Source organism: Endozoicomonas sp. Mp262, assembly GCF_025643335.1.
In the GTDB taxonomy this organism is placed as follows: Bacteria; Pseudomonadota; Gammaproteobacteria; order Pseudomonadales; family Endozoicomonadaceae; genus Endonucleibacter.
Genome location: NZ_CP092489.1, coordinates 4,677,397 through 4,690,314, shown reverse-complemented (window position 1 = coordinate 4,690,314; position 12,918 = coordinate 4,677,397). Strand labels below are relative to the sequence as shown.

The 12,918-nt window shown below is 43.8% G+C and carries 12 protein-coding genes and 1 pseudogene; 8 read left to right on the top strand and 5 right to left on the bottom strand.

Annotated elements, in window-relative coordinates; all coding sequences use genetic code 11:
• Nucleotides 1-63 precede the first annotated feature (63 nt).
• Nucleotides 64-300: a hypothetical protein gene (locus MJ595_RS20830; protein WP_263080032.1), complete on the top strand. Its 237-nt coding sequence runs from the start codon at nt 64-66 to the stop codon at nt 298-300.
• Nucleotides 301-794: 494 nt separating this feature from the next.
• Here the strand turns inward: MJ595_RS20830 and MJ595_RS20825 are convergent.
• Nucleotides 795-1,971: pseudogene (locus MJ595_RS20825) on the bottom strand (IS3 family transposase).
• A 152-nt stretch (nt 1,972-2,123) separates the two neighbouring features.
• Nucleotides 2,124-3,035, bottom strand: a complete 912-nt coding sequence (locus MJ595_RS20820; protein WP_263080031.1) for a hypothetical protein — start codon at nt 3,033-3,035, stop codon at nt 2,124-2,126.
• A 606-nt stretch (nt 3,036-3,641) separates the two neighbouring features.
• On the opposite strand from MJ595_RS20820, the gene MJ595_RS20815 reads away from it, so the two are divergent.
• Nucleotides 3,642-3,851: a cold-shock protein gene (locus MJ595_RS20815; protein ID WP_263080030.1), complete on the top strand. Its 210-nt coding sequence runs from the start codon at nt 3,642-3,644 to the stop codon at nt 3,849-3,851.
• A 138-nt stretch (nt 3,852-3,989) separates the two neighbouring features.
• On the opposite strand, the gene MJ595_RS20810 is transcribed toward MJ595_RS20815, so the two are convergent.
• Nucleotides 3,990-4,931 (bottom strand): hypothetical protein, encoded by a 942-nt coding sequence (locus MJ595_RS20810; RefSeq protein ID WP_263080029.1) that lies wholly within the window; start codon nt 4,929-4,931, stop codon nt 3,990-3,992.
• Nucleotides 4,932-5,144: 213 nt separating this feature from the next.
• On the opposite strand from MJ595_RS20810, the gene MJ595_RS20805 reads away from it, so the two are divergent.
• Nucleotides 5,145-6,512, top strand: coding sequence for a transposase (locus MJ595_RS20805; protein WP_263078002.1), 1,368 nt, complete (start codon nt 5,145-5,147; stop codon nt 6,510-6,512).
• A 121-nt stretch (nt 6,513-6,633) separates the two neighbouring features.
• On the opposite strand, the gene MJ595_RS20800 is transcribed toward MJ595_RS20805, so the two are convergent.
• Both MJ595_RS20800 and MJ595_RS20795 read right to left on the bottom strand, forming a co-directional pair.
• Entirely contained in the window at nt 6,634-6,918 is a 285-nt protein-coding gene (locus MJ595_RS20800) for a hypothetical protein (protein ID WP_263080028.1), read from the bottom strand.
• Between the two features lie 244 nt (nt 6,919-7,162).
• Nucleotides 7,163-7,618, bottom strand: a complete 456-nt coding sequence (locus tag MJ595_RS20795) for a DUF882 domain-containing protein (protein WP_263080027.1) — start codon at nt 7,616-7,618, stop codon at nt 7,163-7,165.
• Between the two features lie 211 nt (nt 7,619-7,829).
• Between MJ595_RS20795 and MJ595_RS20790 the strand changes: the two genes are divergently transcribed.
• The 5 genes from MJ595_RS20790 to MJ595_RS20770 all read left to right on the top strand — a co-directional run bounded on the left by MJ595_RS20790 (nt 7,830) and on the right by MJ595_RS20770 (nt 12,911).
• Nucleotides 7,830-8,765, top strand: a complete 936-nt coding sequence (locus tag MJ595_RS20790; protein WP_263080026.1) for a hypothetical protein — start codon at nt 7,830-7,832, stop codon at nt 8,763-8,765.
• Between the two features lie 24 nt (nt 8,766-8,789).
• Nucleotides 8,790-10,571 (top strand): bifunctional isocitrate dehydrogenase kinase/phosphatase, encoded by a 1,782-nt coding sequence (gene aceK / locus MJ595_RS20785; protein ID WP_263080025.1) that lies wholly within the window; start codon nt 8,790-8,792, stop codon nt 10,569-10,571.
• Between the two features lie 115 nt (nt 10,572-10,686).
• Complete coding sequence (locus MJ595_RS20780) at nt 10,687-11,535, top strand: transglycosylase SLT domain-containing protein (protein WP_263080024.1); 849 nt, start codon at nt 10,687-10,689, stop codon at nt 11,533-11,535.
• Nucleotides 11,536-11,628: 93 nt separating this feature from the next.
• On the top strand, nt 11,629-12,162 hold the full coding sequence (locus tag MJ595_RS20775) for a PepSY domain-containing protein (RefSeq protein ID WP_263080022.1): 534 nt from the start codon (nt 11,629-11,631) through the stop codon (nt 12,160-12,162).
• A gap of 68 nt (nt 12,163-12,230) precedes the next feature.
• The gene (locus MJ595_RS20770; RefSeq protein ID WP_263080021.1) at nt 12,231-12,911 is read left to right on the top strand and encodes a response regulator transcription factor; all 681 of its coding nucleotides are present in this window, start codon (nt 12,231-12,233) and stop codon (nt 12,909-12,911) included.
• The last annotated feature ends 7 nt before the right edge of the window (nt 12,912-12,918 follow it).

Sequence of the window (12,918 nt, the reverse complement as noted above, 5' to 3'; positions counted from 1 at the left end):
GCTGTTGCGTCTGGTTCTGCTTTTGCTGGGTTTAGCTGACAAGGGTCTTATACGCTTAAAGAGGTGGGCTTACGTGGCGATATTTTAATAGGCGTGAAGGAAAAATTAAAAACAGGTTGTGCTGCTACAGATTCAAGAGGGGCTTTAAGAGAGGGGGGGAGCTATGAATGGAGAATGATGATCCAATCCTTATTGCTTTCTGCTCAAGCTCAAAAGAAGCCTGTGATGCTGCATATGGATGCAATGAATTGCAACGAAAATGGTGCTCATTTTGATGGGGTGAAAATACTTGAAGAGTGAAGTTGTGTAAATGATTATGTTTTGTTTCATAAGGGTTAAAGGTGGTTGAGAACGAGCTGTGCAGATAGAAGAACAATAGTACAAATTAAGCCATTCTCACAATAGTTCGCAGGGGGTATCGCTGCCACCGCCACTCTTTAAAGCCCACGTAATAAAAAGTTACGTGGGCTTTTTTCGTGCACGGAATATATTAGATCAACAGGTCTGATTCATTATCGTGTGATAGTCCTCCTGAGTACCACTGGCAGAAGTACGGAACCAGTTGGTTTTTCACTGGAAGTCAGGGCGTTTTTCAACAATAGCGAGCACTTATCAAGCATTTTGTTGATTTTCACCGAGCCGTGCACACGCTGGCCGGTTAGCTGGCGTTGCCATAACAAACTCCTTAATTCATGTTGTTTATGCATTCCCAGTCAAGAAGGCGCAGGCCGTGCCAACTCATTAGAAGCACGAGAATACTGATTTGATCTGGCAAGAGTTTTCCGGACACTTTTTTACGCTGCCTCGGCAATTTTCTGTTCATATTTGAAAGGTGCCAGGTAGCCATTACCAGAGTGTTTTCTCTGGCGGTTATAATAGACCTCAATGTATTCAAAAACTGCCTGCTTCGCCTCTTCCCTTGTCTGGAAGTCTTCATGGTGAACAAGCTCAGCTTTCAGCGTATGGAAGAAGCTCTCTGCCACCGCATTATCCCAGCAATTTCCCTTACGGCTCATACTGCAAATAAAGCCATTTTCTTTCAGCAATTTCTGATAGCTTTCCGAGACATACTGGCTGCCCCTGTCACTATGTACCAGCAGCCCTTCTGTTGGCCTCCGCTTCCACATAGCCATCACAAGGGAGTCAGTGACCAGTGATGCCGTCATGCGATCTCTCATAGACCAGCCAACCACAGCCCTCGAATGCAAATCAATGAATACGGACAAGTACAGCCAGCCCTCCCGGGTACGAATATAGGTAATGTCTCCCGCGTAAGCCTCATTGGGCTGCTCCCGTTTGAAATTGCGGTTCAGCAGATTCTCGGCCACCGGCTTGTTATGGCGGGAGTCTGTTGTTGCCTTGAACTTGCGCTTTGTTTTGCAAACAATGCCTTCCTCCTTCATTAGGCGACTGATTCGTTGACGGCTAACGTTTTTACCCTGATCAGCAAGATCGTCTTTTATACGGCGCTCACCATAACGCTGGCGGTGTTTTTCATGTATCACGCGGATATCTGCCTTCAATGCACGGTCTTCCTGACTTCGGTTCGATTCTGGACGAGAGCACCAGTCATAAAAGCCTGTGGTCGATACAGACATAACCCGACACATGGCAGTAATACTGAAGCGCTCCTGGTTGTCCTTAATGAACTGAAATTTCAGAGACTTTCTCTTGCAAAGAATACCCACAGGGCACATGGGCTGCCGCCTTTTTTAAAATAGCATGCTCCTCTTTGAGTATTTTCAGCTCTTTACGCAAACGTTTCACTTCATCATACACATGCTCATCATTTTTCCTGGGCTGATTAGCCACCTTATGGCGGTGGTACTTTGTTATCCAGGTATGCAGGGTATTCGCATTAACCCCAAGCTCCTGAGCAGTTTCAGTCACTGGCTTATCTGATTCAACTGCCAGCTTCACAGCAGATTCCTTGAACTCAGCAGTGTAATTTTTTACTTTCTTTTCCGACATGCTTCACACCTTAGTAGGGTTTCAAGATTACCATTGTTTGTGTGTCCGGAAAACTATAACCACTTCAACTTGATGTGCAGCAGCTGACCCAAGAGGGGCTTTAAAAGAAGGTGGAAGCTGGGAATGGAGATCTATGTTTCAGTCTTTTTTGCTCAGATAACGTCCGGCTTGCAGCCTCTTGTGAATAAATCCTGGTAGTTGTTGAGTAATCGCATTTGATGCCATTTAAATAATTCTTTATGGAGTATTTTGGCGTTATCAGGCATGTGACTCTGTAAGGGGTGTAGTTTTACCTGGCTAAAACTGGCGTATGTAACATGATATTTTTTTGCGGCTTTTAAATCATTGTCTTCAAATTTTAAGTCACCTATTTTTAGATTGTTTCTAAGTTGTTCAAGTCGTAATAAAGCCTCAAAATGATGACTTTGATCAGCTGCTATTAATTGCGGGTAATAGTTACTATTTTGATCAAATAGTGAATACAACATGGGGCATGCTTCAATATATTGTTCATTATTGATGAAACCGTAAATCTGTTCTATATAGTTTAAAATTTCTGGATTTGCTAAATCCTGAAAATCCAATGGTGTATTTATAATGTCCCAGTTTATTCCACTGATATTTTGAAAGGGAGTTTGATGCACTAAGGGCGGATATGGATGGGGCATTGGTGTCAAGATAAATTGACCAGGCAGATATGCAGGGTTGTGGTGAGTGTATGTGAGCCAATCAAAAGTTATCGTAGTTGTTGCATGAGAGGATTGCTGGATAAGTAAAGGAGGTACTGTATCCTGGTTATGGGGTTCTATCGTATCGGGAGTCTGCGTAGGGCTTTCATCTCTATCGGGTTCTGCTTCTTTAAAAGTATCTTGCGATTGATCTTTTGCTGATATGGCTGAGCGAATTTCAACGGGGCTTGTATCTTCCGACATAAACTTACATTTGTAACAGTTTTTGCTACAGCCATTGGAATTATTTTTTTCTACTCCTGCTTTGGTGGGAGGCTGATAATAGAGAAGACAAAGGGTTAATATTTTAAAGTGATCAATCAATCTTTTTTGCATGATGATTATTCCTTTGTTGATGTTTGGGGGGGGATGAGGTTTTATAGTGAGCTCGGTGGTTCGTAAAGCAGCGGCCCTGGATAGTATCCAGAGGGGTACGCCGGGAACTGGCTCAACACGCAGTGATCTACTCAAGCCTCCGGGAAGGCTGCTTTATAAGTCAGCTGGAGAGCCAGAGTTTGTGCCTTTGTTGCAGTAGCGTGAGATACATGGGCATTCCTGCGTTATTACGCCTGGCTGGGAAGCCACGGACTTTGGCTGAGCAGATGATAAAACCTCAAGAACCCCTGAGTGTAATGGAACTTATGCCATAACCCTTGCCAGAATCACAGAGGGGCTGGTTAAGTGGTGTAAACTCAACGTTAGAGGGTGTTGTTTGTGGAATGTACGTACTATTTTTACAAAAAAGATGCATATATACACCTTGCCTAAGTGATAAAGAAGTATATAATAGCGGTGCGTTAAAAGTGTGATTTATTCTTTATGTATAGATTTGATGTTCCGAGTGTAATAGCTCGTCATGTTCTTCATAAGTAATAATAAAACTTCTAGCTCCACGGCCTTGTTACAAGGCAGCAGTTATTATTTAAATATCAGGATATGATTATGTCTACTACTACCGGTACAGTTAAGTGGTTTAACGACGAGAAAGGTTTTGGTTTCATCGCTCAGGACAATGGTGGGCCAGACGTATTTGCTCACTTTCGTCAAATCATTGGTGATGGTTTCAAGTCTCTGGCAGAAGGCCAGCGTGTTGAGTTCAAAGTAACCCAAGGTCAGAAAGGCCCTCAGGCAGAAGAAATTCGTCCTCTGTAATGGACGGGGTTACAGCGATGTAGTCTACAACCTCACAGATAGTGAGGGGGAGAAAGGCACTACTTTTTGGAGTAGTGCCTTTTTTTGTTTTGGCATTATTTCAGCCTGGTGAAAAAGAAACATGAAAGCCTGGGCTGCTTAAAATTTATCCTCTTCCTCTTCCCCCTCTTCAGTAGGAACAGGCTCGTATACGCCTCTTTTTTCCATAAATGGGTGATTACTGTTAATGCGAGCAATAATTTTCCTATAGACGCATAGGCAACAAGAACAGCTATTATCGCAGCAAGTGGAACATGGCTGTATGCAGCAAATAGAGAAACAACCAGTTAGTCTACCTATGCAGCCTGGATCTTCGTGAACATTTGATGCTTGCTTAGTATGTATGCAAATGGCTATTTTGTCGGGTAGCTTATCTATTAAAGATTCACTGCTATCTGCTTCTTTCCGGGCATCGGCAACTGTTGACGATTCAGGATTATCGGTAGGAAAGTTAAGAGTCAAGGAGCCTGCTTTTTTCCCTGAGGCATACCAGTCAAACTGTTTTTCAATACCACTTGGTTGCCGGATAATCACTGAATTCATTGGTTCAGCTGTTTCGAATGGAAATGTGAAGTATTTCCCATAGGGGTGACTCACTGTAACTGACATATTCATTTTATCAGTGGGTTCAGGTGTATATCTCCCCTGGCAAAGGAACTCCCACGCCCTTAAGCTGCATGAATGGCAGTGGCAACCCGGGTCTTTATCTTGACCAGTGTAGTCAGGCGACTTGACATGGGTGTTATACATAAACACTACAACTTCAAAAACATGTGCAAGAAAGCCATGGGACAAAGGCAATGCCATCCATTGGTCATGCCATATGGTATCCCTCATGTAGCTCAGGGTTTCCGGGGTGAACTCTTTTCTATCTGGAAGGCCTGTGTGCCATTTTATGCTGCTCCCTCCTTCTTCGGACCATTTTATAAGGGCAGCGATCTTCTCCCTTTGGGGGCTGTTTGCAAATGTTAGGGTGACCCGGAAGTTATCAGGTTTTGGTCCAAGTGTGATGTTTATGCATTTTAGTTTTAGCTTCATCATCAAGAGTTCGATGTTTTTTAAAATGCCTGTAAAGTCTTGATCTCTTAAAGGGTCAGTATTAGGGATATTCCGACCTATGGAGAGAGTCAGCTATTCCCGTGACATCAATTAAATCACTGCAACAGCAAGGCTTACAGTAAATTCCAAATGGAGTGATTTCGCACAAAATAACGTCTACTTTTGATAGGGATACTTTATCAATGGCTGTCTCTCATGGCTTATCCATTCCAAAAAAGTCGTAAGCATCTTTGTGCAAACAGTTTAATTACTACGATTTCTGAAAGTTATGAGCAAATTCCAGATGTCCGACCAAACAAGGATTCCAGAAAAATAACAATACATGATGCCTCCATGTCCGCTTTTGCCATGATGCATCTCAAGTACCCATCGCTCCTCTCGTTTGAGCGTGATAAAACAGAGCAAGAAGTAAGGCATAACCTTGAGCACCTGTATCAGATAAAAAAACGTGCTCCCTGTGATACCAGTATGCGGGAAATCCTGGATCCAATAGATCCCGTAGAGTTCAAAAAGCCTTTTAAGACATTGCTGTCTAACGTCCAAAGGGGCGGATTACTGAAGGCATTCGAATTTCACTGCGGGAACTTGAAAAATCACTACTTGCTCCCGATCGATGGAACTGGGCTATTTTACTCCTGCAATAATAAAAAACCTTGTCAGGAGTGCTGTACTAAAAATAAGGGAAAGGCCAACGAAGCTCACTACCACCAGTTAATGGCAGCATGCATTGCTCACCCGGATCAAAAAACAGTCTTGCCATTGGCACCGGAAGCCATAGTTTGCCAGGACGGTTCGACCAAAAATGACTGTGAAAAAAATGCCATTAAACGGTTGTTTGCCACCATACGAGAGCATCACCCACGTCTAAAGTTCGTTATTCTTCTGGACAGTCTTTATGCTGACAACCCCACTGTCCAACTGATTAAGAGTTATGGCTGGCATTACATCATTGTCGCGAAAGATGGCAACCATGCCTCGCTGGTTGAAGCGATGGATGAGCTGGATAAAGAAGGAAAAGTTCACCGTGCTGAAAAAGTTAATGAAGAGACTGGAATTAAGTGGTGGTTTCGCTATGCCAATGACGTCAGGCTGAACAAGGCAAAATATGCAGAACAGGTTAATGTGCTTGATTTTGTCGAAACCGATAAAAAAGGTAAACAGCATATCTGGTGCTGGGTGACTGATATTCCGCTTAACGAAGAAACCATAGAACCCGTCATGAAAGGAGGGCGCTGCCGATGGCATATTGAGAACCAGACGTTTAACACCCTGAAAAATCAAGGCTACGATCTCGAACATAACTACGGTCACGGTGAGAAGCACTTAGCCACAAATCTGGCCTATCTGACGATGCTTGCTTTTCTCGTAGATCAAATACAGGAACTGTGCTGTCCCCAGTTTCAGGAAGCTTTAAGAACCCGCTCAAAAGGAGTCCGTATAGCATTATGGAAATGGATACAGGGCTATTTTTTGCATTGGCTGATAAAAACGTGGGAGGGGCTTTTTTACACAGTAACTCATGGTATTGAAGAGAAAAGGGTGATTCCATTCGATACATCATAACCGGCCATATCGTAGCTACGTTCAGGGGTGACATTTTTTCTTTAAAGCTCCGCTTTGTTAATTGGCGGCTCAGTTTTGATCGGCTTCATTATTTTTGCTGCCTTATTGTCAATACCAACGATCATCGACGTTCATCATGCGGGAATAGCTGGGAGAGAGTATTGTCTTCCAGGGTTATTTTAACTTCAAAAAAAGAGGGGTTATCCTCTGGAACTATTGCGATAAGAGCGAAACGGCTATTATTAATGATCGGTTTTAAGTCTTGTCCATCCGTTTTAAATTCTATAGGGATATGCTTTTCTCTATGATTACCGGCATTTGCGGTGATACTCCAATAAGCAAGGAATATAATTAAATATTGAAATAATCTGACATGGTTAGACAAAAATATTTTTGAGAAATACATTTCATGTACCCCCTGCTTAATACCTCATTAAGTTTTGCAATGGACACAAATGATGCAAATTATAAATCGAAATTATAATTTTAGAGAAAGCTATATGTTGGGTATAAATCACTTTAAAATACCGGAGATGAGCATAGCCTGTTTTTTTAGTATCCGGATGTCAGCGAGTTTACTGAAAAAGAAGTCACTATTAGTATTTATTGGAAATGTTAGAATATTTGATTCTATTTAAAAGTAAAAAAATTTACCACGTCCTCACTGGCCCGGTGTCAAGATGAATAAACTGGCTCCGGGGGTAGTAACCTACACCACCTGCACGAAGCAAAAGCGCTGCTTCTCTAAGGTCTTTTAATGCTACGCCAGCAATGTTCAGATCGATAGCCCGTCCAAGGGTATGAAAGCTATTTTTTACCGCTCCACGTTTTTGTTGCACCAGCATATTATTGGTTTTTTCGGTTCTATAGCCGGAGATAACCTGAATTGTGTCACTGTTGGCAAGAATCCTTTGGATAGAAAAGAGTTGATCTAATAACAGGGGGTCCATAGCGGCTACTTCATTCTGTCTGAAGTCACGTAGCAGGTGGTTGATTTCTGACAGGCCATCATCCAGATAGTGTCCATCAGCCCAGTAGGCTGTTTTTAGTTTTTCACCGGTGCGTAGGTGAAAAAAGCTGAGCTGCCTTTCATTTAAATGGTGCATGTATTGGCTCAATCCCCGTGCAACAGAACTCTGGGCTATTAAACAGCCGGCAGTGGTCTGTAAACATCGACTCAGAAATTGCCGGCGGCTGAGCAGGCCTGATTTATCGCCTGACATGGGAAGAAGCTCGCTGAATAACCATAAGGTAGATTTGAGCCTGTTAAATGAATAAAGTTCCCTGCGGTTTAATAATCAACGTGTGTTTATATCAATGACAGATTGTTTAAAGAGTCCTATTCCGGTTCAGCGGGTAAGGCCAGATTGGGCAGAGCGGGGAGGAGTTACTCTGGACGTTCTCCGGCTTGATCAGCTTCATGCCCGGATCAGTGGCAACAAGTGGTTTAAATTAAAATATCATCTTGAAAATGCCAGGGTCAAGGGCATTGATACGGTAATGAGTTTTGGTGGTGCCTGGTCTAATCATATTCAGAGTTTTGGTGGTGCCTGGTCTAATCATATTCATGCCTTGGCGGCGGCAGGACGGTTATCAGGCTTTAATACCATTGGCATTATCCGTGGAGAGCACCAAGAGCTAACACCCACCCTTCAGGATGCAAAGCGCTGGGGGATGGCTCTGCATTTTGTCACCAGGATAGACTATCGTCGTCGTTATGAATTGGTATTTCAGAATGAGCTGGTAGAGAAGTTAGGCTATAGACCCAGCGAAGTTCTGGTTGTTCCTGAAGGAGGAGGCGGTGGTTTAGGGGTTAAGGGCTGTGAAGAAATTCTATCGGCCGGTGGTGTCGATCCGTGTTCCTACCATCAAATCTGGTTGGCCTGTGGTACTGGAGCTACCCTGGCGGGTGTTGCAAGGTCAGTGGGTCTGAAGTCACTGATGTACGGCATAGCGGTATTGAAGGGGGCTGATTTTTTGCGCCATGATATCACCAGTCTGGTGGGAAACGTTTCAGCAAACTGGCAGCTGAATACTGACAGCCATTGTGGTGGTTATGGTGGCACAACACCTGAATTACTGGACTTTATTGCCCAGTTTGAGTTAGATACAGGCATACCGTTGGATCAGGTATATACCGGCAAGGTGATGTTGGCATTAAAGAAAAAAATAGTCGAAGGCCGGTTGAGCAAGGGTTGCCGAATTTTAATGATCCATACCGGTGGGTTGCAGGGAAAGCGGGGTATAAAATAACAACAATGTATCCGTGGGGGAGTTATGGGCAGTGCTACTGCACGTGAAATTGCCGGGGTGATTCTCGAGGGGTTTAGTGACTATAGAACTCAATTTACAGAAATTACCCTGGGTGCCCGGCAGCGTTTTTTGAATGCTGACTGGTGTGCTGCCCAGCAGGCGGCTTCTGACCGTATCAATTTATATGACCATGCCATTTGCCATGTGATGCAATTGCTAAATAAAAGAGCCAAAGGAGATTTTTATCACCACCAGTATTGGCTGGAAGCCCGGCAAGCATACATGGATCTGATTTCCTACCGTACTGATCCTGAACTTGCAGAAACCTTTTATAACTCGGTTTATCGCAAGGTTTTTCCAAACCAGGCAGCCAATGCATCAGAGTCTTTTGTTTCATCTGAGTTTGAGGGTTTTTCAGTACACAGCCCAAGAGGAATTTATCGTACCTATCGGCCTGACCGGGGATTGGTCAGCCTGGTCAAACAAGTTTTAGGTGACTTTTCAAATGAGTTGCCGTGGCAAAACTGTCGTCGTGACGTTCGGAATATAGTGGTTGCTTTGAGAGAGCAGTCGCCTTCATTATTAAACCCATCGGATATTCGGGTGGATGTACTGAAATGGGTTTTTTACAGAAATAAGGGGGCTTATCTGGTGGGCCGGGTGGTTTCTTCCAGCCGTCTTTTGCCTTTTGTGCTATCGGCTTTGAATGATGGTGATGGACGTCTGTATGTTGATACCCTGCTTTGTGATAATGATGATATCAGTATTCTGTTCAGTTTTACCCGCTCCTATTTTATGGTGGATGCCAGAAATCCTTCGGAGTGCATAGAATTTTTACATACTCTGTTACCGGGTAAATCCCGATGGGAAATGTACAGCTCTATTGGTTTCTTCAAGCATGGCAAGACTGTCTTTTATCGGGATTTGCTGGAGCATATGGCTTATTCCAAAGACCGGTTTGTTATTGCACCGGGTATCAAGGGCATGGTTATGACCGTGTTTACCCTGCCCTCTCTGGATATTGTGTTTAAAATAATCAAAGATCGTTTTGATCCCCCGAAAGAAGTCACAAAAGAGCGGGTGAAAGATCGTTATTATCTGGTAAAAACCCATGACAGGGTGGGACGAATGGCGGACACCCAGGAGTTTTCCAACCTTTCCCTACCCAAAAACCGGTTTTCAGAGGAATTGCTACAGGTTTTGCTGGATGAAGCAGGGTCAACGGTTGAGTTAGCTGGCGATCAGGTTTTGATCCGGCATATGTATTGTGAGCGGCGAATGACTCCGTTAAATATCTATATTGATCAGAGTGACGGTCAGGCGTTGAGTGATGTACTTGATGAGTACGGCAATGCCATTAAACAACTGGCGGCGGCCAATATTTTCCCGGGTGATATGTTGCCTAAAAATTTTGGGGTAACGCGTCATGGTCGCGTTGTTTTTTATGACTATGATGAAATTTGTTATCTGACGGAGTGCAATTTTCGGGATATTCCAGAGCCCTTATATCCTGAGCAAGAGCTGGCCGCAGAGCCTTGGTATTCAGTGGGTGTTAATGATATTTTTCCTGAAGAGTTTCCGGTTTTTTTGTTTCCAGATAGTCATGTCCGAAGAATGTTTAAAGAGTTGCATGGTGATTTATTTACAGCCAGATATTGGTGCGCCGTACAGGAAGAAATATCAAGCGGTGAGATAATGGATGTGTTTCCATACCGGAGAAGTCGTCGCTTTCGCTTATTCCATCAGAAACCGGGAGTACAAAGATCGTCTAAAAGTAACAAATATTATACAGAGCCTGCCGGATAAATCTTGTTTTAGACGCTAGACTGGTACATTACTCTTAATGAGTCTTATGCGCTAATTCTTATGCCCTGAGTTTATAAGGTTTGTCCTAAAGGGCAATCCGGAGACACTTGGGGCAATGGCGACTTTTTTTTACAGGCTGGGGTGGGTTTTTATTTTTCCTCTGGTACTTTCGGGGTGTGTTTCTAACGCTAAAAAGATGCCTGCCCGTAAGCCAGTAAATACCTGTAATATTTGTTCGGTAGTTCAGGCCAATCCTGATTGGTATAGGCAAACAGAAAAAGCAGCTAAACGATGGGGCAGCTCTACGCCACTGATGATGGCAATGATTAAAAAAGAGTCGGATTTTCGTCATAATGCCCGCCCAGTTGATCCTCGGACAAAGCATAAAAAGCAGAAAAAATATCTATCCTCGGCTTATGGCTATGCCCAGGCTTTGGATGGCACCTGGAAGCATTACCGTAAACAAACAGGCAAATATCTGGCAAGACGGGATAACTTTGCTGACTGTGTCCAGTTTATTGGTTGGTATAATGAGCAAAGCCGTAAAAAATGCCGAATTAAAAGGCATGATGCTTATAATCTTTATCTGGCTTACCATGAGGGTCATGAGGGTTATAACAGGAAAACGCATAGGAAAAAGAAGAAAATTCTGAATTATGCCCGGCAGGTTGAGAACCAGGCTAAGCAGTACGCGGCACAGCTAAAATGTTGTTCCATGAAAAAGGAAAGAACCTTGACGCCTGTCAGGACAGCTTTGCCGCAAAAGAGACCAGTGGCCAGGACAATGCTCTCACAGCGAGGGGGGAGTCCATCCCGGCAAAAACTATCACAAAAACAACAGAAAACTTTTTCAGAAAAAATATCTTCGAAGAAAAGTCATCAATTTACTCCTGGTTCTGGAGCAGGGAAAGTAAAGCATGGAGTTAGGCCGGGTCCCCCTTTCCCGTTCAGAGAAGAAAATTAATTTTAATTAATGAACTCATCACGTTGCCTTAATGGTTACTGGTGTATAGTAGCCAGTAACAAGATGATGCAAAGGTGAGTCAGGGGGTTAAAAATGAAAGCGCTGAAAGAAATTATTTTAGGCCTGTATCTTGTTTCTACAGCAGCACTTGCTGGTCAGGATAGTGTGATTACCAGTTTGGCAATAGAAAAAGCCCAGGTAAAACCTGAGCAGGCAATGGAAATAGTCAGCAAGCAATATTCCGGCAAGCTGAGTGAATTTAGTGTAGATGACCGGGATCATGATCATAAAATGGTGTATGAGCTGGAAGTGGTTGATCAGACCAGGGGTGAGAAAATAGAGGTCAGTGTAGATCCGGATACCGGTGCTATTCAGGAGCAGGAAAGAGACCGGTTTAGCTCAAGCAAATACGGCAGTTTCTTTAATGGCATAACCCTGGAAAAAGCCGTTGCCGAGGCGAAGAAAATGATTCCGGGTACTTTGCTTGAGGCAGAACTGGAGCACGAAAAAGGGGTGGTTTTCTTTGAAATAGAATTGATGACTGACCAGGGTGTTCGTAAAGTGATCGTTGATGTGGAGACAGGTAAGCCCATACCGGTGGCGACCAGAAATTTTCATAAAGATTAGCCCCTTAATATCCGTATAGTATCTGCATACACTTAAATGGTCATATGCATTCCGGGCGAGAGAATTTTATGAAATTACTGGTTGTAGAGGATGACGAAACCACCCGAACCTATATTGCCAAAGGCTTTGCAGAGGAGGGGTGGACTGTTGATCAGGCCGGAGATGGTCGGGAAGGTATGTTTCTCGCGTCTTCAGGGGAATACGATGCTATTGTTTTGGATCGTATGCTGCCGGAAATGGAGGGACTGAAGGTATTGGCGGGCCTGAGGGCTACAGGTATCAATACCCCTGTGATCATTTTAAGTGCCCTGGATGCGGTTGATGAAAGGATAAAGGGGTTGAAGCAGGGAGGAGATGATTATCTTTGCAAGCCTTTTTCCTTTGCTGAGTTATTGGTTCGGGTTGAGATACTTATTCGCCGGGGAAATACGGCCCAGGAAAAAACACAGATCAAAGTGGATAACCTGACGATGAAGTTACTGTCACACCAGGTATTTCTGGAGGGGGGAGAAGTGGCTCTGCAACCCAGGGAATTTCAACTACTTCGTTATCTTCTGGAGCACCAGGGTCAGGTTATTTCACGGACACTTCTGTTTGAGGCCGTATGGGGATACCATTTTGACCCGGGCAGTAATCTTATTGATGTGCATGTGGCAAAACTGCGAAAGAAGCTGGATCGGTGTGGTGGAAAAGGGTTGATTCACACCATCAGGGGGGTAGGTTACGTGCTTAGAGGCAGTTCTTCATAGGTTGAAG

Coding starts and splice junctions, on each gene's coding strand:
- MJ595_RS20775 (WP_263080022.1), top strand. CDS start 11,629: ATGAAAGCGCTGAAAGAAATTATTTTAGGCCTGTATCTTGTTTCTACA.
- aceK (WP_263080025.1), top strand. CDS start 8,790: ATGGGCAGTGCTACTGCACGTGAAATTGCCGGGGTGATTCTCGAGGGG.
- MJ595_RS20790 (WP_263080026.1), top strand. CDS start 7,830: ATGACAGATTGTTTAAAGAGTCCTATTCCGGTTCAGCGGGTAAGGCCA.
- MJ595_RS20800 (WP_263080028.1), bottom strand. CDS start 6,918: ATGTATTTCTCAAAAATATTTTTGTCTAACCATGTCAGATTATTTCAA.
- MJ595_RS20820 (WP_263080031.1), bottom strand. CDS start 3,035: ATGCAAAAAAGATTGATTGATCACTTTAAAATATTAACCCTTTGTCTT.
- MJ595_RS20805 (WP_263078002.1), top strand. CDS start 5,145: ATGGCTTATCCATTCCAAAAAAGTCGTAAGCATCTTTGTGCAAACAGT.
- MJ595_RS20815 (WP_263080030.1), top strand. CDS start 3,642: ATGTCTACTACTACCGGTACAGTTAAGTGGTTTAACGACGAGAAAGGT.
- MJ595_RS20810 (WP_263080029.1), bottom strand. CDS start 4,931: ATGATGAAGCTAAAACTAAAATGCATAAACATCACACTTGGACCAAAA.
- MJ595_RS20795 (WP_263080027.1), bottom strand. CDS start 7,618: ATGCACCATTTAAATGAAAGGCAGCTCAGCTTTTTTCACCTACGCACC.
- MJ595_RS20770 (WP_263080021.1), top strand. CDS start 12,231: ATGAAATTACTGGTTGTAGAGGATGACGAAACCACCCGAACCTATATT.
- MJ595_RS20780 (WP_263080024.1), top strand. CDS start 10,687: ATGGCGACTTTTTTTTACAGGCTGGGGTGGGTTTTTATTTTTCCTCTG.